Source organism: Lentzea terrae (genome assembly GCF_003265345.1).
GTDB classification, from domain to species: Bacteria; Actinomycetota; Actinomycetes; order Mycobacteriales; family Pseudonocardiaceae; genus Lentzea; species Lentzea terrae.
This window is the reverse complement of the sequence record NZ_QFWW01000026.1, coordinates 302,723-325,926: the sequence shown is the minus strand read 5'-3', so window position 1 is coordinate 325,926 and position 23,204 is coordinate 302,723. Positions and strand designations below refer to the sequence as shown.

The 23,204-nt window shown below is 69.5% G+C and carries 21 protein-coding genes, 1 tRNA gene and 1 pseudogene; 15 read left to right on the top strand and 8 right to left on the bottom strand.

The genetic code is table 11. The features are described 5' to 3' along the window. Nucleotides 1-82 precede the first annotated feature (82 nt). From DI276_RS33135 to DI276_RS33095, 10 genes are read left to right on the top strand one after another with little or no spacing between them, the layout of a single operon-like run. Nucleotides 83-907, top strand: coding sequence for a hypothetical protein (locus DI276_RS33135; protein WP_112270701.1), 825 nt, complete (start codon nucleotides 83-85; stop codon nucleotides 905-907). Beyond that, a complete protein-coding gene (locus DI276_RS33130) occupies nucleotides 904-1,839 on the top strand; it encodes a polysaccharide deacetylase family protein (protein WP_112270700.1) in 936 nt (311 codons plus the stop codon). Before DI276_RS33135 ends, DI276_RS33130 begins: the two co-directional genes overlap by 4 nt. Then, a complete protein-coding gene (locus tag DI276_RS33125; protein ID WP_112270697.1) occupies nucleotides 1,836-3,002 on the top strand; it encodes an O-antigen ligase family protein in 1,167 nt (388 codons plus the stop codon). The genes DI276_RS33130 and DI276_RS33125 overlap by 4 nt, the downstream gene beginning before the upstream one ends. After that, on the top strand, nucleotides 2,977-4,032 hold the full coding sequence (locus DI276_RS33120; protein ID WP_112271446.1) for a glycosyltransferase: 1,056 nt from the start codon (nucleotides 2,977-2,979) through the stop codon (nucleotides 4,030-4,032). The genes DI276_RS33125 and DI276_RS33120 overlap by 26 nt, the downstream gene beginning before the upstream one ends. Next, nucleotides 4,029-4,892, top strand: coding sequence for a hypothetical protein (locus DI276_RS33115; protein WP_112270695.1), 864 nt, complete (start codon nucleotides 4,029-4,031; stop codon nucleotides 4,890-4,892). The genes DI276_RS33120 and DI276_RS33115 overlap by 4 nt, the downstream gene beginning before the upstream one ends. After that, a complete protein-coding gene (locus DI276_RS50340) occupies nucleotides 4,889-5,041 on the top strand; it encodes a hypothetical protein (protein ID WP_157985088.1) in 153 nt (50 codons plus the stop codon). Before DI276_RS33115 ends, DI276_RS50340 begins: the two co-directional genes overlap by 4 nt. Beyond that, nucleotides 5,038-6,273: a glycosyltransferase family 87 protein gene (locus tag DI276_RS33110; RefSeq protein WP_198681054.1), complete on the top strand. Its 1,236-nt coding sequence runs from the start codon at nucleotides 5,038-5,040 to the stop codon at nucleotides 6,271-6,273. Before DI276_RS50340 ends, DI276_RS33110 begins: the two co-directional genes overlap by 4 nt. Further along, nucleotides 6,270-7,673 (top strand): oligosaccharide flippase family protein, encoded by a 1,404-nt coding sequence (locus tag DI276_RS33105; RefSeq protein WP_232837084.1) that lies wholly within the window; start codon nucleotides 6,270-6,272, stop codon nucleotides 7,671-7,673. Before DI276_RS33110 ends, DI276_RS33105 begins: the two co-directional genes overlap by 4 nt. An 11-nt stretch (nucleotides 7,674-7,684) precedes the next feature. Continuing rightward, nucleotides 7,685-8,737 carry a glycosyltransferase gene (locus tag DI276_RS33100; protein WP_232837083.1) on the top strand — a complete coding sequence of 351 codons (1,053 nt, stop codon included), beginning with the start codon at nucleotides 7,685-7,687 and terminating at the stop codon, nucleotides 8,735-8,737. Then, nucleotides 8,734-9,795: a glycosyltransferase family 4 protein gene (locus DI276_RS33095; protein ID WP_112270691.1), complete on the top strand. Its 1,062-nt coding sequence runs from the start codon at nucleotides 8,734-8,736 to the stop codon at nucleotides 9,793-9,795. The genes DI276_RS33100 and DI276_RS33095 overlap by 4 nt, the downstream gene beginning before the upstream one ends. On the opposite strand, the gene DI276_RS33090 is transcribed toward DI276_RS33095, so the two are convergent. Together DI276_RS33090 and DI276_RS33085 are read right to left on the bottom strand one after the other, a co-directional pair. Then, entirely contained in the window at nucleotides 9,788-11,143 is a 1,356-nt protein-coding gene (locus DI276_RS33090) for a putative glycoside hydrolase family 15 protein (protein ID WP_232837082.1), read from the bottom strand. The genes DI276_RS33095 and DI276_RS33090 overlap by 8 nt on opposite strands. Next, nucleotides 11,125-12,537 carry an exopolysaccharide biosynthesis polyprenyl glycosylphosphotransferase gene (locus DI276_RS33085; RefSeq protein ID WP_232837081.1) on the bottom strand — a complete coding sequence of 471 codons (1,413 nt, stop codon included), beginning with the start codon at nucleotides 12,535-12,537 and terminating at the stop codon, nucleotides 11,125-11,127. Before DI276_RS33085 ends, DI276_RS33090 begins: the two co-directional genes overlap by 19 nt. Before the next feature lie 268 nt (nucleotides 12,538-12,805). Here DI276_RS33085 and DI276_RS33080 point away from each other — a divergent pair, with 268 nt between their 5' ends. Together DI276_RS33080 and DI276_RS33075 are read left to right on the top strand one after the other, a co-directional pair. Next, a complete protein-coding gene (locus DI276_RS33080; RefSeq protein WP_112270687.1) occupies nucleotides 12,806-13,633 on the top strand; it encodes a glycosyltransferase in 828 nt (275 codons plus the stop codon). Beyond that, nucleotides 13,618-14,916, top strand: a pseudogene (locus tag DI276_RS33075) (FAD-dependent oxidoreductase); the annotation flags it as partial. The gene DI276_RS33080 and the pseudogene DI276_RS33075, both read left to right, overlap by 16 nt. Here the strand turns inward: DI276_RS33075 and wecB are convergent. Beyond that, nucleotides 14,805-15,944: a non-hydrolyzing UDP-N-acetylglucosamine 2-epimerase gene (wecB, locus tag DI276_RS33070; protein WP_232837080.1), complete on the bottom strand. Its 1,140-nt coding sequence runs from the start codon at nucleotides 15,942-15,944 to the stop codon at nucleotides 14,805-14,807. The pseudogene DI276_RS33075 and the gene wecB overlap by 112 nt on opposite strands. A gap of 111 nt (nucleotides 15,945-16,055) precedes the next feature. On the opposite strand from wecB, the gene DI276_RS33065 reads away from it, so the two are divergent. The 3 genes from DI276_RS33065 to DI276_RS33055 all read left to right on the top strand — a co-directional run bounded on the left by DI276_RS33065 (nucleotide 16,056) and on the right by DI276_RS33055 (nucleotide 18,784). After that, complete coding sequence (locus DI276_RS33065; protein WP_112271436.1) at nucleotides 16,056-17,006, top strand: lysyl oxidase family protein; 951 nt, start codon at nucleotides 16,056-16,058, stop codon at nucleotides 17,004-17,006. 369 nt (nucleotides 17,007-17,375) lie between these two features. Next, nucleotides 17,376-18,110 (top strand): inositol monophosphatase family protein, encoded by a 735-nt coding sequence (locus DI276_RS33060; protein WP_157985087.1) that lies wholly within the window; start codon nucleotides 17,376-17,378, stop codon nucleotides 18,108-18,110. Beyond that, nucleotides 18,107-18,784 carry an SDR family NAD(P)-dependent oxidoreductase gene (locus DI276_RS33055; RefSeq protein WP_112270683.1) on the top strand — a complete coding sequence of 226 codons (678 nt, stop codon included), beginning with the start codon at nucleotides 18,107-18,109 and terminating at the stop codon, nucleotides 18,782-18,784. Before DI276_RS33060 ends, DI276_RS33055 begins: the two co-directional genes overlap by 4 nt. On the opposite strand, the gene DI276_RS33050 is transcribed toward DI276_RS33055, so the two are convergent. The 5 genes from DI276_RS33050 to DI276_RS33035 all read right to left on the bottom strand — a co-directional run bounded on the left by DI276_RS33050 (nucleotide 18,785) and on the right by DI276_RS33035 (nucleotide 23,123). Continuing rightward, on the bottom strand, nucleotides 18,785-19,876 hold the full coding sequence (locus DI276_RS33050) for an MrcB family domain-containing protein (protein WP_112270681.1): 1,092 nt from the start codon (nucleotides 19,874-19,876) through the stop codon (nucleotides 18,785-18,787). Nucleotides 19,877-20,169: 293 nt separating this feature from the next. Then, nucleotides 20,170-20,246: transfer RNA gene (locus DI276_RS33045), tRNA-Leu, on the bottom strand. 119 nt (nucleotides 20,247-20,365) lie between these two features. Then, nucleotides 20,366-21,331 (bottom strand): ATP-grasp domain-containing protein, encoded by a 966-nt coding sequence (locus DI276_RS33040; protein ID WP_232837079.1) that lies wholly within the window; start codon nucleotides 21,329-21,331, stop codon nucleotides 20,366-20,368. 134 nt (nucleotides 21,332-21,465) lie between these two features. Beyond that, entirely contained in the window at nucleotides 21,466-21,588 is a 123-nt protein-coding gene (locus DI276_RS53130) for a hypothetical protein (protein WP_269083663.1), read from the bottom strand. Nucleotides 21,589-21,797: 209 nt separating this feature from the next. Next, complete coding sequence (locus DI276_RS33035; RefSeq protein WP_112270679.1) at nucleotides 21,798-23,123, bottom strand: NAD(P)/FAD-dependent oxidoreductase; 1,326 nt, start codon at nucleotides 23,121-23,123, stop codon at nucleotides 21,798-21,800. Nucleotides 23,124-23,204: the final 81 nt, after the last annotated feature.

The following is a 23,204-nucleotide window of genomic DNA, read 5'->3' as shown; positions in this document are numbered from 1 at the left end:
GCATTGAGTTGTTGATATCCCTCTAATGGGGAACGTCCTCTCGGCTCCGTATTCTTCGGAGCCTTGACGAGGAGGTTCTGCCGTGTCCGGATACCTTGAGCTCGTTGTCTCCACCACGCTCTACGGCCTGGGCATCGTCGCCCAGACCGTGGCCGCGCAACGAGCGGACCGCAGGCCGGGAACCGGACTGGGGCTGCTGGCTCGACTGGCGAAGGACCGCCTTTACCTGCTCGGTTTCGCGGGCCAGGTGGGTGGTTTCGGGTTCGCTTTTCTCGCCCGCGCCGAGCTGCCGCTCTACCTGGTGCAGGCGGGTTCTTCGTGCGCCGTCGGACTCGCGACCGCGTTCGGGCTGCTGGTGCTGAACTGGCGCGTGCGGCCGTTGGAGATCGCGGTGCTGGTGATGATGGCGACGGGGCTCATCCTGCTGGTCACCGCGTCCGAGTCCTCGGTGGCGAAGGACATCCCGACGGTGCCGGGGTTGATCTTCCTGGGGCTGCCGCTGCCCGTGATCGTGTTCTGCTCGCGCGCGGCGCAGGGCACGAACACCGTGGTCACCTCGGTGCTCGCCGGAGTGGCGTTCGCGGTGGTGGCGATCATCGGCCGGTCGGTCGCGGACGAGTCGTTGTTCGGCATGCTGCTGAACCCGTTGACGTGGCTGATGGTCGTGGCGGCGCTGGTCGGGCAGTCCTGCCTCGCGGTGTCGTTGCAGCGCGGCACGGCCACGTCGTCGGTGGCGGCGATGGACGCGATCACCGTGGTGCTCACCTCCGTGATCGGCATCGGGATGCTGGGCGACCGCATCACGCCGGGCTGGGAGTGGGCCGTCGGGTTCGGGATGACGCTCGTCGTGGCCGGCGTGCTGGCACTGGGCTTTCCGCACCACAGCAAGGCCGAGGTGGCCACGTGAGGACCGCGAGCGTCTCGCTGGACCTGGACAACCTGTGGGCGTATCTGAAGACCCACGGCGACCCGGACTGGGAGCGCAGACCGAGCTTCCTGGCCACGGCCGTGCCTCGGCTGCTGGACGTCTTCGGTGAACATCGGCTCACCACCACGGTTTTCGTCGTCGGGGCGGACGCCGAACGGGACGACGGAGCGCAGGCCGTGCGCGACATCGTGGCGGCCGGGCACGAGGTGGCGAACCACTCGTGGGGGCACGAGCCCTGGCTGCACCGGTACTCCCAGCCCGAACTGGAGGCCGAGCTCGTCCGGGCCGAGGACGCTCTGGTTGCTGCCGGCGCGCCTCGTCCGGTGGGGTTCCGCGGTCCTGGGTACAGCGTCACCCCTGACCTGCTGGAGATCCTCGCCGCGCGCGGCTACCGGTACGACGCGAGCACGTTGCCCACCTGGATCGGTCCGCTGGCTCGGGCGTACCACAACCGGACTGCGCCTGACGGTGCTGCCGAGGACCTGTTCGGCGGCTTCGGCAAGGTGTTCGCGCCGAACACCCCGTTCCGCTGGCACGGCACCGGTCTGGTCGAGCTGCCGGTGACCACCATGCCGTTGCTGCGCGTCCCGATCCACGGCGCGTACCTGTTGCAGCTGCACCAGATCTCGCCGCGGCTGGCGCGCTCGTACTTCCGCGCCGCGCTCCGGTTGTGCCTGCTGACCGGCACCGCGCCGTCATTGCTGCTGCACCCGACCGACGTGCTGAGCGGTGCCGAGGCGCCGGGGATGGAGTTCTTCCCCGGCATGGCGGTGCCGGGCGCGGAGAAGGTCGCGCTGCTCGCCTGGGTGTTGTCGTTGCTGCGGCGGCATTTCGACGTCGTCGGCACCGGTGCGCACGTCGACCGGCTGTCGGAGCTGCTCCGGGAACGCCGGACGGAGCTGTGCGGATGAGGTTGCTGCTGCGGGTGCTCGCGTGCGCGACGGTCCTGCTGGCTCCGTTGGAGGGCTATCTGCAGGAAGTGCACCCGCACCTCGCCAAGGCGGCGCCGGGGCTGCTGATCGTGTCGTGGCTCGTGCAACGCGTGCGGGAACGGCGTTGGCCCGCACCACATCCGCTGCACGCACTGCTGGCCGTCTTCGCCGTGGTGCTGCTGGTGTCGTCGGCCGTGCATGCGGGTGACCCGTTCACGCTGGACTACACGCAGCGGTTCCTACCGTTCCTGCTGATCACCGCCGTGCTGGTCGACGTGGTGGCGCGGGAGGTGCCGGTGCGGGACGTGCTGGCGGCGGCGGTCGGCGGCGCGGTGCTCGCGGCGGTCGGTGCGTTGTACAGCCTGGTCTTCGAGGGTGCGCCGCGCGCGACCGGTCCGTTGGAGGACCCGAACGACCTCGCTTTCTTCCTCGTGGCGGCGCTGCCGTTGCTGATCGCCCTGCCTGGCAGGAAATACCTGCTGCCGGTCGGTGCGGTGCTCGTCGCTGGTGCGGCGGCGACGTTCTCGCGCGGTGGCGGTCTCGCGCTGGCTGCTGCTGCTTTGTGGCTCGTGGCGCGGCGCGGGGTGGGGATGCGCGCGGTGGCCGTGATGGTGAGCGGGATCGCGGTCATCGGGCTGGGCGCCGTGGTGTTCGCGGGTCCGGTGCTGGAGCGGGCGCTCGCGGAGAAGACGTACATCGCCGCGACCAATGTGGACACTCGTGAACTGCGCTGGCAGGCCGCCGCCCGCATGCTGGCGGACAACCCCGTGCTCGGCGTCGGCCCCGGCGGGTTCCGCAGCTCCTATCCGGCGGCGTCGCGCAACGCCGAGATCGACGAGCAGTCGCCGGTGGCGCACAACATCTACCTGGAGATCGGCGCGGAGTTGGGCCTGCCGGGGCTCGCCTGTTTCCTCGGGGCGATCGCGATGGCGTTCGTGGCAACGGAACGCGTGCTGCGGGTCAGCTGGAACCTGCGCCCGATGCTCGCGGTCCAGGCTTCGCTGATCGCCGCACTGGTCGCATCGACCTTCCTGTCCGAGCAGTACTACCTGCCGATCTGGTCGCTGGTCGCGGTGGCGATCGCGGCCGACGTGCGCCGTGAGGAGAGTGAGCGCGATGCGTGTCTTGCACGTCATCAGTGAGATGGGCGCCGGAGGAGCCGAGGCCGTCGTCGCGGGCATGGTGCGGGCCGGCGGTTCGTTCGGCTGGGAGTCGGGCGTCGCGAGCGGCGGCGGACACCGGGCCGAGGCGTTGCGAGCACAGGGCTTCTCGACGTTCGACGTGCCGGTGCCGCGGCGCCGGGCTCTTGGTGTGCTGCGGGCTGTTTCCGCTGTGCGTTCGGCGGCCCGTGCGTTCGCGCCGGATGTCGTGGTGGCGCACAACGTGTCCGCGAGCCTCGTGTCCCGGCTTGCCGCCCGCGGGGTGCCGGTCGTGACCGTGTTCCACGGCGTGGCTGCGGCGGACCTGGGTGGTGCCGCGCGGATTCTGCGGTGGTCGTCGCGTGCGGTGGTGGCGGTCTCCGAGGCGAGCGCATCCCGGTTGCGCGGCCTGCCCGTCGAGGTGATCCCGAACGCGGTGTTCGCAGAGCCTCCGCGCGTGCCTCGAGCAGCGGTCCGCGGTGTGCTCGGCATCGGCGCCGACGTACCGGTGGCGCTTTGCCCGGCCCGCCTGGAACCGCAGAAGCGGCACGACGTGCTGCTCGAAGCGTGGGGCCTGGTCGCGGGCGCGGTGTTGCTGCTGGCCGGCGACGGCAGCCTCCGCGCGGACCTGGAACACCGTGCTGAGGAGCTCGGCGTGGCGGACCGGGTGCGCTTCCTCGGCACCCGATGTGACGTCCCCGATCTGCTGGAAGCCTGCGACGTCACCGTGCTGACGAGCGACTGGGAGGGCATGCCGATCGCGGTCCTGGAGTCGCTCGCCGCCGGCCGCCCGGTCGTCGCGTCCGATGTGGACGGTGTGCGCGAAGCGTTGTCCGGTGGCGGCGGCGTGCTCGTCCCCCGCCGTTCCCCTGCCGCGACCGCGGCCGCGCTGGCGTCGTTCCTGTTCGACGCACGGGCGTGTGCTGCGGCCGGCGAGGCTGGCCGTGCCTCCGTCGAGCGCGACCACGACCCGCACACGTTCATGAAGTCCTACGACGAACTGCTCCGAACCATTGTGGGAGAACAACGGTGAACAAGCGCACGCTGCTGGAAGCGACGGCGGTGGCGTTGATCGTCGCGGTGCTCGTGCTGGCGGTGACGTCACTGCGCGGCGAGCAGTACGAGAGCCGGGTCGCCCTGCTCGCCGTACCCGCGACCCAGACCGACTCGGCTGCCCAGTACGGCGAGGTCGCCTCTCTGGCGATGCCCGCGATCGTCCAGCTGGTGCACAGCCCGACCGTGCTGGAGGCCGCCGCCCGCGCGGCTTCCGTCGCCCCGCGCGATCTCGTCGTCGGTGTGGAACTGGTGCCGGCGTCGGGTCTCGCCCGCCTCTCGGTGCGCGCGGGTTCGGCCTCGCAGGCGTCCGCTGCGGTGATGGCGCTTGCCAAGTCCGTGGCCGAGGCGAACTTCCTCGCGCCCGCCGGCCGGTTGCGGGTGCTCGACGAACGCCCGGACACCACACGGGTGGCGCCGGACTGGAAGCTCGCGGTGGGCCTGGCGTTGGCGGCGGCGTTGGCAGCAGGTATCGCGACGGCTGCCTTTCGAACACTGCGTCGGCCTCGCACGGGCGAGGCTGCTGTGCGGGCCGCTGTTTCCGCGGCCGGGGTGCGGCATCCGGTGGCGCTGGTGCGCGAGGACGACCCCGGCATGCTCGACCGGCTGACCGCGCTGTGCGTGGCGGCGGCGCGGCCGGTGCGGGTGATTCCGGCGGATCACGGGCTGACCGCGCAGGCGGAGTCGCTGGCGGCTGCCTTGCCGGACAAGGCGGACGAGCCTGCCGAGGGCACGGCGGTGATCGCGGTGGCGGACGGGGAGAGCGAGCCGGGCGATCTGGCTGCGGCGCTCGCGGTGTTGCCGGCTTCTTCGGTGTTGGTGGCGGTGGTGCTGACGTGATCGCCGTGCCGCACACCGAGCCCGAAGACGAGGACTTCGAGGACATCGCTGCAGTCCCGCCCACGCTCTTCGTGGGACCGGTCACGGACGAGAGCCGCGCCCACACGCTGGCGGTTCCGCCTTCCCTGGTGGCGGAGGTGCTCGCGTGATCACCACAACGAAGTCCCACACCCGCACCCTCATCACCGTCGCCATCGCTGCCATCGGTGCACTGAGCGCGGCCCGGGCCCTGCGTCCGTCCTGGGAAGCCCCCACCCCGACCGAGGCCAACCTGGCCGAGGAACGCCTCCAGGACTTCCGCGACGCCACGTACTTCCCCATCCGCGAGTTCCTGGCGGGCGGCAACCCGTACGACCCGGCGGCGATGTTCGAGCACTGGCCGGTGCGCCAGAACTTCAACCTCTACCAGCCGTACCACCTCGTGCTGCACCTGCCGTTCGCGCTGCCCGACTACCGGATCGGCGCGATCGCGTTCACCCTGGCGTCCCTCGTCCTCCTGGCGGTTCTCGGACTGCTGGCGGCCCGGCAGGCGAAGCTCCCGCTCGTGCTCGGCACCGTGGCGATCGCGGCGCTGCTGGTCACGAGCCAGGTGGGCAAGGCGCAGCTGTACGTGGGGCAGGTCAACCCGTTGATCGCGGTCGGCGCGGCGGCGGCGTTGCTGGGGTCCAGTCATCCGCGGGTGGCTGCGCTCGGGCTGGCGGTGGCGTGGCTGAAGCCGCAGTTCGGGCTGCCGCTGGCGGTGTTGCTGTTCGCTCGCGGGTCGCGGCGCGTCTCGCTCGGCGGCACGGCCATCGCGGCGCTCGCGAGTTTGCCCGTGGTGGGGCTGCTGGTTTACCGGAGCGGTGGCGTCGGGGCGTTCCTCGACGTGATCGATGCGAACCTCGCGCACGCCAGCCAGACGACGTACGGCGCGGTCGATTCCTTTACGTCACAACGGGTGGACCTCCCGGCGGTGTTCTTCCGCGTGACGGGCTGGTTGCCACCGGCGGCCGAGCTGATAGCGCTCGTCGGGGTGCTCGCAGCCACCGCGCTCCTCGCGCGGAAGCTCGACCGGGGTGACGAGGACAGCCGTTCGGTGGCGGATCTGCTCACGGGTGCCGGCGCGGTCGTGGCGCTGGTGCACCAGCCCGGTGACGTGTTGATCGCCGTGCCGGCCATGGCGGCGGTTGCGGTGGTGTGCTGGCGGCGCAGGAAAGAGCAGGACTGGCGGATCACCGGGCTCGCGGTCGCAGCGCTCGCGGTTCCGTTCGTGCACCTGTACTTCGTCAACAGCGCGGTCGTCGGGTTGTTCGGCAGCCGGGTCGACGTCACGGTGGACGGGGTGGCGATCGTCGCGGCCTGGGCGCTGCTGGTCGTCGTCGCGGCCAGGAAACGCGCGTGACGAGCCAGGTCGGCACGCGGGCGGTCCGGGGATCGTTGTGGCTCTTCGCCGTCAACGTGGTCAGCAAGGGCTGCCAGGTCGCGGTCACGCTGGTGCTCGCGGCGCTGCTCACCGAGGACGGGCTCGGCGCGGTGACGCTCGTGGTGGCACTGGTCAACATCGGCCAGGTCGTGCAGTCCGCCGGCGTCTACGACGTGATCAGCCGGACGAACCGCGATCCGCACCAACTCGCCGGCACCGTGCTGACGTTGAGCATCGGCGTCAGCACCGCACTGGCCGCACTTCTCCTGCTCACCGCGGAGCCGCTTGCCACCTTCGGCGCGCCGCCCGACCTCATCCGGATCGCGGCGCTCAGCCTGCCGTTCACCGCGATCGGCGGCGTGCAGATGGCGATGATGCACCGCGATCTGGACTTCAAGAAGCGCATGCTGCCGGACGCGGGCGGGATGATCCTGGGTTCGGCGGCCACGATCGCCCTGGCAGCACTCGGGCACGGCCCACTGGCGATGGCGGTCGGACTGCTGTGCACGGCCGTCGCTCAGCCGGTGCTGGCAGTGGTCGCGGGCGCCCGAGTACGTCCACGCTGGGACTGCAACGCCGCGAACGAAGCCCTGCGGTGGACGGCCGTCGTCGGGCCCGGCGCCGTCGTCGCCACCCTGCTGGTCAACGCCGACTACCTCGCGATCGGGCACGTGCTCGGGCCGTCCGCGGTCGGCGTCTACTCGCTCGCGTTCCGGATCGCCTGGATGCCGTACATCCTCGTGGCCGTCGTGCTGGGCGGCGTGATGTTCCCGGTCTGCGCCGAGCTGGTCCGAAGTGGACGGACGGTCGACGGCGCCGTGCTGCGGTTCACCAAGGCCACACTGATGATCACCGGCGGTCTGTACGTCGTCACCGGGCTACTCGCGGACCAGGTGGTGCTCTTCGGCGACCGCTGGGCGCCCGCGGCACCCGTGCTGGTCGCGTTGTGCGCCTACGGATTCGCGCTCGGTCTGCTGCACACGTGGTACCAGGTCGTCCGGGCGGCCGGCCACGCGCGCTGGTACCTGGCACTCGAGGTGACACACCTCGTCACGTTGCTGGGTGCGCTGGCCCTGACCACGCCGCACGGAGTACTGGCCGTTGCGGTCGCGCAAGCCGTCATCGTCTGGCTGCTCGTGCCGGTGACGTGGTGGGTGCTGGTGCGGCACGGACTCGCGTTCCCGCCGCGCGAACTGGCCCGCACGATCGCCGGGTTGCTCGCGGCCGCAACCGCCTGTCTCGTCATCGCCCGAATCCTGCCGACCACCAAGGGAATCGCCGGCGCACTGCTCGCGGGCCTGGTGCTGCTCGGCGTGTACGCGGCCGTGGCGCTGCCGCTCAACCGCGAAGCCGTCCGAGAACTGCGAGGAAACCTGTGAAGGTCGTGCACGTGACGCAACCGGTTGAGGCGGGCGTCGCCAAGGTGGTGCTGGATCTCGTGCTGGCTCAGCAAGCCGCCGGCTGGGACGTGCACGTGATCTGCCCGCCAGACGGCTGGCTGCCCGATCAGCTGCACACGATCCCGTGGCGTGCGAGCCGCTCGCCAGGTCCGTCAACACTGCTTGAAACGCTGCGGCTGAACCGATTGCTGCGCGAGATCCGTCCCGACGTCGTGCACCTGCACAGCTCGAAGGCCGGGCTGACCGGCAGGCTGGCCATCAGGGGCCGGACACCGACGATCTTCCAGCCGCACCTGTGGTCGTTCCGGCTCTCGGACAGCCTGCTGCGACGGGCCTGCACGCGTTGGGAAGCCTTCGCCTCCAGGTGGACGCACCAGCTGGTGTGCGTGAGCGACGACGAGCTCGCGTCCGGCCGCGAAGCAGGAGTGACCGCGCCGGCCGAGGTCGTGTGCAACGGCGTCGACACCACGCAACTACAGCCTTCAGACCGCGCAGAAGCCCGGCAACGGTTGGGCCTGGGCGACCGGCCGACCGCGGTGTGCATCGGCAGGCTGGCACCGCAGAAGGGCCAGGACCTGCTGCTCGCCGCGTGGCCCGCCGTGCTGGCCGAGCTACCGGACGCACAGCTCGTGCTGGTCGGTGACGGTCCGATGAGGACGGTCTGGCAGCAGGGCCAGGAATCCGTGCGGTGGTGGGGCCACAGCGACGACGTCGAGTCCTTCTACGCGGCGGCGGATGTCGTGGTGGTGCCGTCACGGGCCGAGGGCATGGCCCTGGTGCCGCTGGAAGCGATGGCGTGCGGGCGTTCCGTTGTCGCGTTCGACGTCGACGGCGTGCGGCAGAGCCTCGGACCGGCAGGGGCCGTCGTCCCACGAGAAGACGTCCTCACACTCGGACGGGAGCTCGCGGCACGTCTCGCGTACCCATCGCTCGCGGACGGCGAGGGCCGCACCGGACGACGGCGCGCCGAGACGTTGTTCGACCGCGCCCGCATGACCGACCAAATCATCACGCTCGTCGAAAAGCTAGAAGGAGAAGCATGATGAGGGTCGCGTTCCTGCTGACCCAGGACCGGGGTGGCCCGGTCGACGTCACGATCCGCCTCGCCGCCGCACTGCAGGCAACGGGCGAGGCCGAGGTCAAGGTGTTCGGCCCGGTGCCGGCCCGCGACGCACACCTGGTCGAGCACGAGGAGATCTCCGTGCCGCGCAAGGGAGATCTGCGGGCGAGCCGTCAGGCCCGCGCGGCAATCAGAGCATGGCGGCCGGACGTCGTGCACGCCCAGGACCGCCGCAGCGGACTCGTGTGCGCCGGACTGGGCGACATCCCGGTCGTGCACACCTATCACGGCGTGCCGGACGACGTGAGCGAACCGTGGTTCCGCAACGCCCCGCGAGTGCAACGACCGTCGACGTACACGATGGCGGTGCTGGCCGCGGACGCCCTTGTCGCACGCCGCGTCGATCGCACAGTGGTCCCGTCGCCCGCCATGGGCAGGTTCCTCCGCGACCGGCTGCGCGTGCCACGCATCGCGCACATCGACAACTGCGTCCCGATCGGCGAGGCCGAGCCGCCCACGACCCCTGTGCGCCGACTGCTGTTCGTCGGCCTCCTGGTGGAACGCAAGGGCTTGCCCACCCTGCTCGAAGCGCTGCCCGGTGTCCTGCCGCCGGACGCGACGCTCACCGTGGCGGGTGACGGCCCGCTGCGCGCCAGGTGCGAGCAGCTCGCGGAAGGCCTGCCCGTCGAGTTCCTCGGCTTCCGCGCGGACGTGCCGGAGCTGTTGCGCAAGCACGATGCGCTGATCCTGCCGTCCACAATGGAACAGCAACCGCTCGTGGTCGCCGAGGCGATGGCCGCCGGGAAGCCCGTGGTGGCAACGGACACCGGCGGCGTCGCGGACATGCTCGACGTGCCGGGGGCCGCGCTTCGCCTGGCGGCTCCGGGTGACGCGACCTCGCTCGCCAAGCAGCTGCGCGCGCTCTTCGCCGACCCGGATCCGGCCAGGACGGGTCGGCTGCTGGCCGCGCGGGCACGCGAACGCTTCAGCCCCGAAGTGTGCGCCCAGCGGCACCTGGAGCTGTATCGCGAGCTCAGCTGACCGGTGTCTCCGCAGGCTTCGGCGGCACCGGCGGCGTCGTGGTCGTCGGCACCGTCGGCGGCTTCACCGGCGACGTAGTGGGCCCGACCTTCGGCTTGACCAGCACCTTGGCATCCGCACCGGGCAACTCGAACGGAGCCGACACCGCCACCCCGTTGATGTCCACAAGGCCACCCGGCGGCGTCACCTGAGCCGGCTTGCTCGTCGGGTTCACCACCACCCAGCCGCTGCTGAACTGCCGGGTCCACAACCCGTTCGGCAGCCGGTTCGCCGTCTCCACCGCCTCCCCCAGCCCGGCCTCCTGGTACTGCGACCACGCAGGGTTCCGGTAGTCCGGCGTCGCACCGTTCCAGCAGGTGTACGGACCGGCGAGCAGCGCAGCCGTGGCATAGCCGACGCGTTCCTCGCGCGGGCTGCGGGTGTGGGTGACCAGCAGCAGCCACGACTCGCCGAGTGCGGCCTGGGCGCGCAGTTCCTTCCACTCGTTGCCGCGGAACGTGAGCAGCTCGCCGTTGCCGCCGTCGTCGCGCAGCCCGAAGTTCTCCTCCATCGCCCCGTCGTACCGGGAGTGCGCGGTCCACCGGCCGGGCCGCAGGTGCGACTCGGACACGTTGGGGATCAGCATCTTCCCGGCTTTCTGCAGCTCGTCGCCCGCGATGCCGAGGAACGAGTCGAAGCCGTCGCGCAGCAGCCGGTCGGTGGCCTCCACGTCGGCGGTGCCCTTGAGCACCGCCGGCGAGTAGAACCGCAACGAGCTGAAGTCGTTGTCCGCCAGCACTCCGTCCCAGCCCTCGCGGACGACCTCCTCGACGACCGCGGTCGTCCACGCGCGCTGGTAGGCCTCGGTCCACACCGTCATCTGCCAGTGCTTCTCGTAGCCCGCCCACTCGATCCGCTGGTCCGCGGTGTCGACGGCGAACCACTCCGGGTGGGCCTTCTCCGTCGCGACGTACCCGAGCCCGGTCGGCAGGTACTTCGCGTCGACGCCACCGTCGACCGTTCCCGGGTAGTTGCGGGTGCTGGAGAAGTCCTTGTACACCAGCACTTTCACCTTGGGGTTCAGCTGGCGCAAACGTCGCAGCGCCGCCGTCTCCCACGAGTTGAGCACCACCAGGTTGTAGTGCGCCGCCGCGAACTTGAGCTGCAACGAGGTCGGCCGCGCCCCGATGCCGTACCACCACGCGCACGGCGCGAGCGGCTTCGGCTGCGGACCCGTGACCACCGACGGTTCCGGCGGGGCGAGGCTGTCCTGCGCCGCCTTCTCGTCGACCGGCAGGAACGTGCACGCGGTCGTGGTGAAGACCAGCAGCGCCACCAGCGCCCGGCCCGTCAGCGATTCCTTCGGCAACACAGCTCACCCACTGTCAACAGCACGATTTTGACGTCCAGCCACAGCGACCAATTCGCGATGTAGTAGTTGTCGTACCGAGATCTGTCCACGATCGAGGTGTCACCTCTCAATCCGTGGACCTGGGCGAGCCCGGTCAATCCGGTGGGGACCCGATGGCGGGCCCAGTATAGTTCGTGGATCGCGGAGAACTGGCGAACGAAGCCCGGCCTTTCCGGCCGCGGCCCGACAATGCACATGTCGCCGCGCAGAATGTTCCAGAGCTGCGGCAGCTCGTCGAGCGACGTCCTGCGCAGGAACCCGCCGAGCTTCCCGACGCGCGAGTCGCCTGCCACCGACCACCGGACGTCCGAGTCGTCCACGCCGGTCTGCCGGACGCTGCGCAGCTTGTAGATCACGAACTTCTGGTCGTCCATGCCGACGCGGACCTGCTTGAAGATGATCGGCCGGCCGCTCTCGAGCAGCACCGCCAACGCGCAGATCGCGATGACCGGCGACAACAGGATCAACGCGATCAGCGCGAGGGCCCGCTCGACCAGGCGCTTGATCCACCAGGTCGGCCTGGCCGTCGGCGCCGTGCTCAGTCGCAGCAACGGGTAGCTGCGCAGCCGTTCGACGTCCGGCCCGTCCTGGTGGAGCTCGAACATGCGCGGCACCACGAGCGTCGAACAGCCGAGCCGGTGCGCGGTGACGGCCGCGTCGACCAGCGGTGAGTCGACGGCGTGCGAGAACGCGATGACCACCGTGCCGACGCCGAGCCGGTCGATGGCCGTGGCCAGGTCGTCGTGCAGCAGCGGCGCCGGCAGTTTCCGGTCGGCCTGCGGTTCCGCGTCGATGAACCCGACCGGGCGCAGGCCGTACTCGGGGTGGCGCAGCATGACCTCGGCGAGGTCCGTGCCGACCTGACCGGCGCCGATCACGATGGTCCGGTCGCAGCGGTCGAACCTCCGCCGGCACCACCGGCCGAACGCGAAGACCGCCGCTCTGGCCGGTTCGCTCACCGCCACGAACGCGAACAGACCAGCCTTGAGCTGCAGCAACACCTCCGGCGGCCAACCGACAGCCAGCAACAGGACGCTCACCGCGGCGAACGCGATCGCCGTCGTGGCGAGCGAGCGCGGCAGGTCCTGCAACCACGACAGCATCAGTCGCCGGCGGTAGATCCGGCCCGACGCCCGCACGCCCAGTAGTGCGCACGCGAGCACGACCGCCCACGGCGCCGCCACCTCCGCGTTGCTCGTCATCACGAGCAACGCGAAAAAGTCCACCAGAACGAGGAGCACCGCCACTCCGTTGACCCGGCCGAGCAGACCGCGTGGCCGCGCGTCGTCACGGACGGGTGCCATCGGGGCGGTCAACTCGCCGGCGAACCACTCTTCCAGGGGAAGACCCACGCTCGACTCCGCCTCAGCGCTTTGTCTCATTCGAGATCACCCGATCGAGATCATCTGGCAGGAAAATGTCCCGAGAATGACGGCGCCGAGCCCCGTCGTCACCCGTTCGAGGAACACTTATACCCCTTTCGAATTACATCCGGAATCAGTCCAGCCCTCCGCTCCCCGCCGCCGAGCGAAAAGTCAGCCAGGGGTCGCCCGCAATTTACGGCCAGGCGTGCGAATAATTCTCGCCGCCGCTCTGAGACCCGATGAAATGGGGGTTCGAATGACAGTCGACGGACGCGAGGTCCGCACCTCGCCGACGGCCGGTCCGAGACCCGCGACAGCCGTCGCGACGCCGGTCCGCGGACGCGCGCACGTCGTGCTGCCCGCGTACAACGAAGCCGCGGGACTGCCGTCGCTGTTGCGCCGGATCGCCGAGGTCGCGCACACCGAGCAGGTCACGGCCTGGGTCGTCGACGACGGTTCGTCCGACGGCACCGCCGAGGTGGCCACCGATGTGGCCGGGCTCGACGTCCGGCTGGTGCGCCACCCGGTGAACCTCGGCCTCGGCCAGGCCGTCCAAACCGGACTGAAGGCCGCGCTGAGCGACGCCGCCGAGGACGACTTCGTCGTGGTGATGGACGCCGACGACACGCACGACCCCGCGCTGATCACCAAGCTGGGCAACGAGATCGTCGCCGGTTCGGACGTGGTGATCTGCTCGCGGTTCGTCGCCGGCGGTGACGACAAGACCGCTCCGCTGTTCCGCCGGATGCTGTCGCGCGGTGCCGCCGTGCTGTTCCGCCGCGTGCTCGGGCTGGTCGACGTGCACGACTTCACCAGCGGCTTCCGCGCGTACCGGGTCAGCCTGCTCACCCGCGCCAGCACGCACTGGGGCGAACGGCTCGTCGAGGAACGCGGTTTCGCCTGCATGGTCGAGCTGCTCCTGAAGCTGCGGCACTGCCACCCGGTGATCACCGAGGTGCCGCTGGAGCTGCGCTACGACCGCAAACAGGGTCCGAGCAAGCTCAAGCTGCGCCGCACGGTCGTGCAGTACGTCCGGCTGCTGATGCGCGACCGGCTCACCCCGGCCCCGTACCGGGAGCTGTGATGCGAACAGTGGTGATCGGCGGCGGCATCTGCGGGCTCGCCGTCGCCCACCGGCTCGCGCGGGCCGGCACCGAGGTCACGCTGCTGGAGGCCTCGGATCAGCTCGGCGGCCTCGGCACGTTCTTCCCGTGGCGCGACCGGTGGATCGAGCGCTTCTACCACTGCGTCATGCCGACCGACGAGAACCTGTTGCCGCTGCTGGACGAGCTCGGGCTGGGCGCCTCAGTTCACTGGGAGCGCACCAGCATGGGCATGATCGTCGAGGGGCGGCACTACCCGTTCAACTCGGCCCTGGACCTGTTGCGGTTCACCGCATTGGGTGTCGTCGACCGGGTCCGGTTCGGGGCCGTGTCGGTGCTGCTGCGTCGGTTGGGCAAGGGCAAGGACCTCGACAACCTGCGCACCGAGGACTGGTTGCGCGGCCTGTACGGCGACCGGGTGTGGCGCGACCTCTTCGCCCCGCTGTTCGGCTCGAAGTTCGGTGCGGCGTTCGGTGACGTGCCCGCGCTGTACCTGTGGCAGCGACTGGGGCGCGAACGGAACGTGGCGGTGCGCGGCTATCCCAGCGGCGGCTACAAGACGATCATCGACGCGCTGAGGGCCTCGATCGAGTCGCACGGCGGGGTGGTGCGGACGTCCGCTCCGGTCCGCGTGCTGCACCGGGACCACGTCGAGCTCGACGGCGGCGAGGTGATCGAGGCCGACCGGATCGTGTCCACGCTGCCGCTGCCGGCGTTGCGACAGGTGGCCGCCGACGATCTGGCACCGCTGCTGCCGCAGGTGAACCTGCGGTACCAGGGCGTCGTGAACGCGTTGTTCGTGCTGCGGCAGCCGTTGTCGGGGCACTACTGGACGCCGGTGCTGCGTTCGGGCACCGAGTTCGACGGCGTGGTCGAGATGTCCCCGCTGACCGGACCGGTCGACGGACGGCACCTCGCGTACGTGATGCGCTACACCGACCGCGACTCCGCGCTGTTCACCGAGGACACGGGCGCCATCGCGGCCAGGTGGACCGAGCAGCTGCGGTCACTGCACCCCGGCGCGGACGTCGAGGAGGTGCACGTCTTCCGCGCGCCGTTCGTGGAACCGGTGTACCCGGTGGGTTATCTCGCCCAGCAGCCGGCGGTCGAGGTGGCGGGCACGCCGTTGCTGCTCGCCACCACCGCCCACGTCTACCCCTCGGTGACGAGCTGGAACTCGAGCGTGGGACTGGCCAACCGGGTGTCGTCGAGCATCTTGCGGACGGCGGCCTCGATGAGCCCGGACGGCGAACCTGTGCCGTAGGGCGACGGAATGCCCGCCAGCCGGGCGCGGTGCCCGCTCACGTCGTCGAGCCACCTGAGCACCTCGGTCCGGACTCGGGGGCCCGGCGGCACGAGCGTGCCGAACGTGCCCTCGATCTCGGGCCGTTCGGTGCTGCGGCGGACCACGACGACCGGCCGCTTGAGCACGCTGACCTCCTCCTGCACGCCGCCGGAGTCGGACACGAGCACGGCGGCGTGCCGGGCCAGCGAGAGGAAGTCCTTGTAGGACTGGGGTTCGATCACCCGCAGCCGGCTGAGCAGGTGGTCGAGCCCGAAGGCGGCGACCTGCTTCGCGGTACGCGGGTGCAGCGGCAGCACGACGGGCAGCGGGAGCCGCGCGAGGTCTTTGAAGATCGTCTCCAGGTTCTCCCGGCAGTCGACGTTCTCCGGCCGGTGGATCGTGGCGAGCACGTAGGAGTCGGTCACGAGGTTCTGCGCGGTGATCAGCTTCTGCGACTCGTCGTGGCTCGGCAGCGCTTCCTCCAGCGCCTCCACCACGGTGTTGCCGGTGACCGTGATCCGGTCCGCCGCAACGCCTTCCGCGATCAGGTTGGTGAAGTTGAGTGACGTCGGCGCGCAGCAGAGGTCGGCGAGGTGGTCGATGGCGACCCGGTTGTGCTCCTCCGGCATGGCGCGGTCGTAGCTGCGCAGACCGGCCTCGACGTGCACCAGCGGCACGTCGTTCGCGTTGGCGGCCAACGCACCCGCGAGCGCGGACGTGGTGTCGCCCTGCACGATCACCACATCGGGTGGTTCTGCGGCGAAGTGCGCGTCCAGGGCCGCGACGGCGTTGCCCAACTGGGTTCCTCGCCGCCCACCGCCCAGCCCGAGCTCGACGAAGCTGCCCGGTTCCGCGATGTCCTGGCGGATGCGCGAGTACATCGACCGGTCGTAGTGCTGTCCTGTGTAGACGACGGATGCTTCTTCACCGAACCGGCGGATGAGCGGGGCGAGCTTGATCAGTTCGGGCCGCGTACCGCACACCATGGTGATGGCGCCTCTTTTCACCGGCCGCACCCTAGTTCTCGACCTACCGCTTTCCTTGGCGTGTCAGTCGATCGGGTGAGGCACTGGTGTCGGTGGCAACGGAAACCATTACCGCGCAACTAATGTGTGACGGTGCTCAAGAGACCCATCGCGGTGGTCATCGCGGCGATCACCGCTTCCGCACTCACCGCGTCGTCCAACGCCGCCGCGCCGATGTTGCCGGACCTCAGACAGGCTCCCGTCGGTTGTCCCGGCGGATACGACGGCGACGCCGGCAAGTGCGAGGCCTGGGACGTCTGCATGGTGACCGATCCCGCCGCGCCCGGCGGCCCCTGCGTGGAAGAGGGCGACATCAAGGCCGTGCGCCTCAGGTTCACCACATCGGTGGACAACATCGGCGACGGCCCGTTCCTGGTGCACGCCCACCGCGACAGCGTCCACCAGCCCCGCATGTCGGTCCGCCAGGCGATCCAGTCCGAAGTGGACGGACCGGTCCCGATGACCTACGCCGCCGCGCAACACCGCACCTCGTCCTGGGCGTACTACGAGCCGGCCGCCGCCCACCAGCACTGGCACCTGATGGGCTTCGAGTACTTCCAGCTGCGCACCCCGGCCGGCGAGACCGTGGTGACCGACCGCAAGAACGGCTTCTGCCTCGGCGACCGCTACACCAACATCGACGCCGACTCGCTGGCCCACCGCCCCGGCAACCGCGACACCGCCACCGGCGAGCTGGCGCACAAGCTCGACGGCCACAAGTGCGAGCACCACAACCCGGAGGCACTCGACGTGTTCTTCGGGATCTCCGTCGGCAAAGGCGACGACTACAAGTACCGCGTCGAGTTCCAGTGGCTCGACCTGACCCGCGTGGCCTCCGGGGTCTACGACGTCGTCACGGTCGCCAACCCGGACCGCGCCCTGGTGGAGAAGAACTACGACAACAACGCGGCGTCGATGGCCATCTCGGTGCAGTGGCCGGACGGCGCCTCCCACGCTCCGGCGCAGATCACCAAGCCGCCGCGGGTGAAGCTGCTGCGCGGCTGCCCCGGCAAGATCCGCTGCGCGAACGAACCCCGGCGCTGACCGTGACGGCCAGGCCCGGACCTGGACCGCGCCCGACCCACCCACAGGCTGGGCGTGGGCCCGTCCTCGGAGTCTGACGGTCGAACAGATCAGTCGGATCGGACGGTGTCGACCGGCTCGGACGGTGTCGACCGGCTCGGCCACGAGCGAGCTGCCCCGCCCCCCGCGCGCTTCCTCTTGGCGCAACGATTGAAAACCCGTCTGGGTTCCGCAGGCAAGTTCCCACCTGTGGACAACTCGCGATCTTGCCGCCTGACCCGCACCGATGCATCGTCAGGTCAGCTCATCGCGGTGGCTCTGGTCACTGCCGCGGGTGGGACGCTGCCCAGAGTCATCCGGTCGTGTTTGTGGCCAATCACAATGGACGCCGTGACTCCTGGGGAACTCCTCGCGTTGGCCGCGCAGTCGTGTGTGGACGCCGCCAAGCTGCTGCACGAGGTTCGCGTCGACGTTTCTGTGAAGGGCACTTTCGACCAGGTGAGCACGGCTGATCTGGAGGTAGAGGCGTTCCTGCGACGCGCACTGGCCGTTCCGGGCTCGGCGGTCGTCGGCGAGGAGCTCGGTTCCGCTTCGGCGCCGATCACCTGGTACGTCGACCCGATCGACGGCACGCGGAACTTCGTGCGCGGCATCCCGCTCTCGTGCATCTCGGTCGCAGCAGCCGTGGACGGCACGCTGGTCGCGGGCTGCGTGCTCGACCCGTTCCGCGACGAGCTCTTCACGGCGGCCGTCGACGTGCCCTTCTCGGTCCGCTCCACGGGTCTGGTCATTCCGCCGGGGGCAAGCCCGCGGCCGCTCGTGCTGACCGACATCCCGTTGCCCGGCAGCCCGTACTCCGGCGAAATGGAGCTGCTGAACTCGTTGCTCGGTGTCGCGGACGTGCGGCGGGTGTACGTGACCGCGCTGTCGCTCGCCTGGGTCGCGGCGGGCAGGGCGGACGCAGCGGCGAACCTCGGCATCCACCCGTGGGACGTGGCGGCGGGCTCGGTGCTCGTCCGCGCGGCAGGCGGGGAGTTCCACCACGTCGGCTCCGATGGCTTCGTGGCCGGCCGGGGTGAGATCGTCGGCTGGCTTCGTGAGCGACTGGAGGACATCGTCTCGTGATCGATCTCAGCGGCAAGGTCGTGCTGGTCACCGGAGCCGGCGGTGGTGTGGGCGCGGGCATCGCTTCCCGCTTCGAGGCCGCCGGCGCGCTGGTCGTCCGCCACCGCGGCCTGACTGACGGCGACCTGCGCACCTCAGCCCAACGCGTGGTCTCCAAGGCTTTTGCTGAGCACGGTCGCCTGGACGCGGTCGTCAACAACGCCGGCGTGCAGCCCGTGGAACCGTTGCCGGACATGACGGTCGAGCAATGGCAGTCCGTTGTGGACACGAACCTGACTGGCCCGTTCGCCGTAACCCAGGCCGCAGCTCAGTTCTCGGTCAGCTCGATCACGCACATCGCGTCGGTCGAGGGCTCGCATCCTGCTGTCGGCCACGCCCACTACGCCGCCTCAAAGGCCGCGCTGATCATGCACGCGCGGGCGGCGGCGCTGGAGTACGGACCGCGCGGCATCCGCGTCAACACGGTCTCGCCCGGCCTGATCGCGCGGCCCGGCATCGAGGAGCAGTGGCCGGAAGGCGTTGCCAGATGGGAGAAAGCGGCTCCGTTGACCCGCCTCGGCACGCCTGAGGACATCGGCAACGCGTGCGTGTTCCTGGCGTCGGACCTGGCGTCCTGGATCACCGGTCACGACCTCGTGGTCGACGGCGGAGTGACGGCCCGCCCGACCTGGTGACTACTCCCCCACCAGATACCGATAGGTCACCGGCGTGAGGTTGGGCAGCTGGACCTGCCACGGGTGAATCGCGCGCAGCTCGCCACCCGATGCCGACGGCGGCGTGACAGCGCGATCAAGCACGATCTGGCTGACGATCACCAGCATGTTGTTCGGGTACTCGAGCCGGTGCAGATCGATCTCGTTCTTCGTCACGATGATCTCGGAACTGCCCCCATCCCACACCGTCGTGGTGCCCTTGACCTCGACGTACAACCGTTCCCTGCCACGTCGGGCATCGAGGTCGTAGGACTCGGTGGCTCCGACGTCGACAACCTCGTAGCCCTGCTCCTCGAGGTAGCTCGTCGCCACGGCAACAGCGCGCCGTTCGATCGCGAGACGGTCCGCGGCAGTGAGGCGAAGTCCTTGTCCGCGCCGCGCCCGACCCGCCGATTGGTTGGCGAGAACCACTGCGTCCGCGACCTCGGGCGCCACGTCGTCAGGCAGCTCGATCTCGTACAGGTGACTCAAGACGGACATGAGGAAGCTCAGGTCGTCGAAGAGCACCTCGTCAGCAGGCAGGTCGTCCCGCGAGTACGCGAACGCGACAACGGTCCCCGCCTCGTACGCCGGCCCGAGATCCGACTTGCTCGCCTTGAGCTCGATCTGGTCGACCAGGTCGGCACGTGCGAGCAACCGAGGCGCCAACGCCTCCCGCATCAACTTCGAACTCTCGCGAAGCCCCGACCGAGGTCGAGCCTGGAACTCGCCGTTCACCCAGGTGCTGGCGCCCTGCATCAACGACAGGTAGACGCGGTCGCCCCGAGCGTCGAAGAGGTAGACGACGTACCAGCCCTCAGTCGCAGAGCGCGAGCGACTGGCGGAGTGCACCCGAACCCACGGGATCTCGTTCTTGTTCCCCGTGCCGTCGCTCGGCTGCACCTTCCAGTCGGCCGGCTCGATCGGCACGTTCGCCTTGAGCGCAGGCAACTGGTCGCGCAGCCAGCCGGCCACGTCATGCCGGACCAACCGGCCTCGCTCCTGCATGGCCGGCGTGTTCTTCGAGCTCCACTGGGGCTGAAGCAACAGGACGTCACGCAGAAACGCACGCATGGGGAACGGGCCACCACCCTCACGACGGCTCAGCAGCCGACCGTTGCCGACGATCAGTCACCAGATGATCGCCCATAACCCGTCCCGGTGTTACCCAAACGAGTGACACCACGGCCTGGGGCGTGCATCGGCCGATGGTCCGTTGAGACGAGCGACACACGTCCGACGCTCGGCACCGCTTCGGCACCAGGACGGGGCGCAGCCCGGGACACACCCGGTATCACGCGGAGTTACAAGATCATCATGCGACAGCGCTTGCGCTGGTCAGCACCATCGCCAGTGGGTGAAGCGCGTGGTGCCCCCGACGGGATTCGAACCCGTACTGTGATCCTTTTAAGGGACCTGCCTCTACCGATTGGGCTACGGGGGCGACGGGGAGCCTAGGCCTTGATCGTCGGCTTGTGTGAGCGGATGGTCGTTTCTCGCCCGCACGGCCCAGCGAATTGGACTAGAGCGAGCATCCTGGTAAGCGTCGAACGGACCCGAACATCAGCGTGCCCTCCCCGCTCCGAGCAGCTCCTTGAAGCGGAGCGCCACCCAGTCGTGGACGGCTGCGGAGACCGAGTTGTCGCCTGCTCGGTGTTCGAACCAGCGCCAGTCGCAGTTGACGTTGATCTCCAGGAACACGTGGTCGGAACCCGTCACGAGCAGGTCGAACGCCGCCACCTGTACGCGCCAGTGGCGAGCCAACGCCAGCAAGCGGTCCGACAAAGAAGTAGGCACCGAAGTTGGCGTCACGCGCACGGCGTCGGGGTCCACCCAGAGTTGGGCCGGGTCGAGTTTGTCGACCTGATAGGCCAGACACCGCTCCCCCACCACGAACACGCGCAGCTCCGTGTCGGACGGCACGTACTCCTGGACGATCACCGGCGCGGGCTCGGGCGCGTCCGAGGCGCGTGAAGTCTCGAGAGGGCGCGGGAACAGACCGTGCTGCACGCCGGGGCGTGGCTCCAGCAAATGCCGCCCTGCCGTCTTGACGATGCAGCGGCCGCCGCCGGGGCGTGTACGGCCCGGACGTGTCGTCACGGCCGTGCGTGGCACACGCAGGCCGAAAGAAGAGGCGTCGGAAAGCTGCGTCAAACGGTCCAGATGGGTTGAAAAGCGTGATGGGTTCACATGTGCCCAGTCGGAGCGGGAAGACAGCCAGTTGGCCACTGAGGCCCACTGGTCGACCGCGTAGGCGCCGGCCAGGGTGCCTGGCTCGACGGGCACCGCGGAGAGCTCGAAGTGGCGGCGCCACACCAGCAGCGGGCGCAGCAGCCAGCGGTCGAGCTCGATCAACGGCTGGTCGGTGTAGACGGAGAGAGGCAGGTCGACGCAGCGGTCGGCGTCGATGCGGGCCATGCGGATGCCGCGCTCGGCCAATGCGATGGAGAGCTCGTTCATCTCCATGTCGGCGGCGCGCGCCAGTACGAGCACACAGGGTTGTGGGTTGCCGTCGCCCTCGTCGACCATGCCGAGGCGGTGCACCTGTTCCTGGAAGTCCAGGCATTTGGGCGGCGAGCGGAAGAGGTAGTCCTGACCCTGGAGCAGCAGAGGTCTGGCAGCCTCGGACGGGGCACCTGGCACCCGCCCGTCAGCTGACCTGCTCAATCGTCCTTCTTGCTGCGGAAACTCTGCCCCGCCTGCGCGTACTCTGCGGCGTACTGCGCCAACGCGGGGTCCTCGATCTCGCCACGGCGAAGCTGTGCGGCCAGCTCCTCGAGAGACATCGCGGATCACCTCTCTCCCCACACAGGCGAATCACGCATTCAGGTGATGCACCAGCCGTAGTCTCTGGTTCACGTAACGCAATGTCAAGGCAGCCCCCAGAGCTTTACTCCGATTGGGCGCTCAAGTTCCGCCTCTGGACCAACGAGATGCCCCGAACGTGATAACGCTCGGGGCATCTCGCCACTCACAGAGAGTAAGGACAACCCATTCAGCTCTGGACGGCCCTGTCGAAGTCCGACTTGGGGTCGTTGATCTGGCCGAGCGCCACGATCTCGCGACCGTAGAACAGCGCCTGCGTCCAGTCCATCAGCACGCGGAGCTTGCGGTTGACGGTCGGCATGAACGCCACGTGGTAGCTGCGGTGCATGAACCACGCGGGCAGGCCCTTGAAGCGCAGGCCGAACACGTCCGCCACGCCCTTGTAGAGGCCGAGGCCCGCGACCGAGCCGAGGTACTTGTGGAAGTAGTCCTTCGGCTTCTGGCCGCGCATCGACGCGACGATGTTCTTCGCGAGCAGCTTCGACTGACGGATGGCGTGCTGCGCGTTGGGCACGCACGTCGCCGTCGGGTCCTCCTCGGTGCGCGAGAGGTCCGGCACCGCGGAGCAGTCACCGGCGGCCCACACGCCGTCGAGGCCCTGGACCTGCATGGCGGCGGTGCACCGGACGCGGCCGCGCTCGTCGAGCGGGAGGTCCGTGTTGCGCAGCACCGGGTTCGCCTTCATGCCGGCGGTCCAGATGATCGTGTCGGAGTCGAACTCGGTGCCGTCGTCCAGGACGACGTGGCCGCCCTCCAACGACTTCACGCGGGTGTCGAGATAGATCTTGATGCCGCGCTTCTCCAGCGCCTCGACGGTCCACGCGCCGAGCTTCGCGGACACCTCGGGCATGATCCGGCCCGCTGCCTCGACGAGCACCCAGTTCATCTCTTCGGGCTTGACGCCCTCGTAGTAACGAAGCGCATACCGCGTCATGTCCTCGAGCTCGGCGAGCGTCTCGATGCCCGCGAAGCCGCCACCGATCACGACGAAGCTGAGCAGCTTCTTGCGCAGGTCCGCGTTGTTCGTGCTCGCGGCCTGGTCGAGGCGCGACAGCACGTGGTTGCGGACGTAGATCGCCTCGCCGATCGTCTTCATGCCGATGCCGACCTCGGCCAGGCCGGGGATCGGAAGCGTGCGGGAGATCGCACCCAGCGCGGAGACGAGCACGTCGTACTCGATCTCCTCGACGTGGCCGTCCGACAGCTCGGCGGTCACGATCTTGCGCGCGTGCTCGATCTTGGTGACGCGGCCCGTGACGACGTGGCAGCGCTTGAGCACCTTGCGCAAAGGAGCGACGACGTGGCGCGGCTCGATGGAGCCGGCCGCCGCCTCTGGCAGGAAGGGCTGGTAGGTCATGTGCGGCTGCGGGTCGATGACGGTGACCGAGGCCTCACCGGATCGCAGCTTCTTCTGCAATCCGAGAGCCGTGTACATCCCGACGTACCCACCGCCGACAATGACGATTCGCGTGGGTTGCGACTTCACAGCAGCCATACACATATGGTCGCACCAGGAGCCCCTTTTTCGCGCGTCCGGAGGGGCTGTTGTGACTACCGTCGCCGGGTGATGCCGGAC

What these genes read in the sequence shown, in the direction of transcription:
- DI276_RS33050 (WP_112270681.1), bottom strand. Translation starts at nt 19,876, where the DNA reads ATGCGTGCGTTTCTGCGTGACGTCCTGTTGCTTCAGCCCCAGTGGAGC.
- DI276_RS33080 (WP_112270687.1), top strand. Translation starts at nt 12,806, where the DNA reads ATGACAGTCGACGGACGCGAGGTCCGCACCTCGCCGACGGCCGGTCCG.
- DI276_RS53130 (WP_269083663.1), bottom strand. Translation starts at nt 21,588, where the DNA reads ATGTCTCTCGAGGAGCTGGCCGCACAGCTTCGCCGTGGCGAGATCGAG.
- DI276_RS33120 (WP_112271446.1), top strand. Translation starts at nt 2,977, where the DNA reads ATGCGTGTCTTGCACGTCATCAGTGAGATGGGCGCCGGAGGAGCCGAG.
- DI276_RS33095 (WP_112270691.1), top strand. Translation starts at nt 8,734, where the DNA reads ATGATGAGGGTCGCGTTCCTGCTGACCCAGGACCGGGGTGGCCCGGTC.
- DI276_RS33035 (WP_112270679.1), bottom strand. Translation starts at nt 23,123, where the DNA reads ATGGCTGCTGTGAAGTCGCAACCCACGCGAATCGTCATTGTCGGCGGT.
- DI276_RS33040 (WP_232837079.1), bottom strand. Translation starts at nt 21,331, where the DNA reads ATGGTCGACGAGGGCGACGGCAACCCACAACCCTGTGTGCTCGTACTG.
- DI276_RS33125 (WP_112270697.1), top strand. Translation starts at nt 1,836, where the DNA reads ATGAGGTTGCTGCTGCGGGTGCTCGCGTGCGCGACGGTCCTGCTGGCT.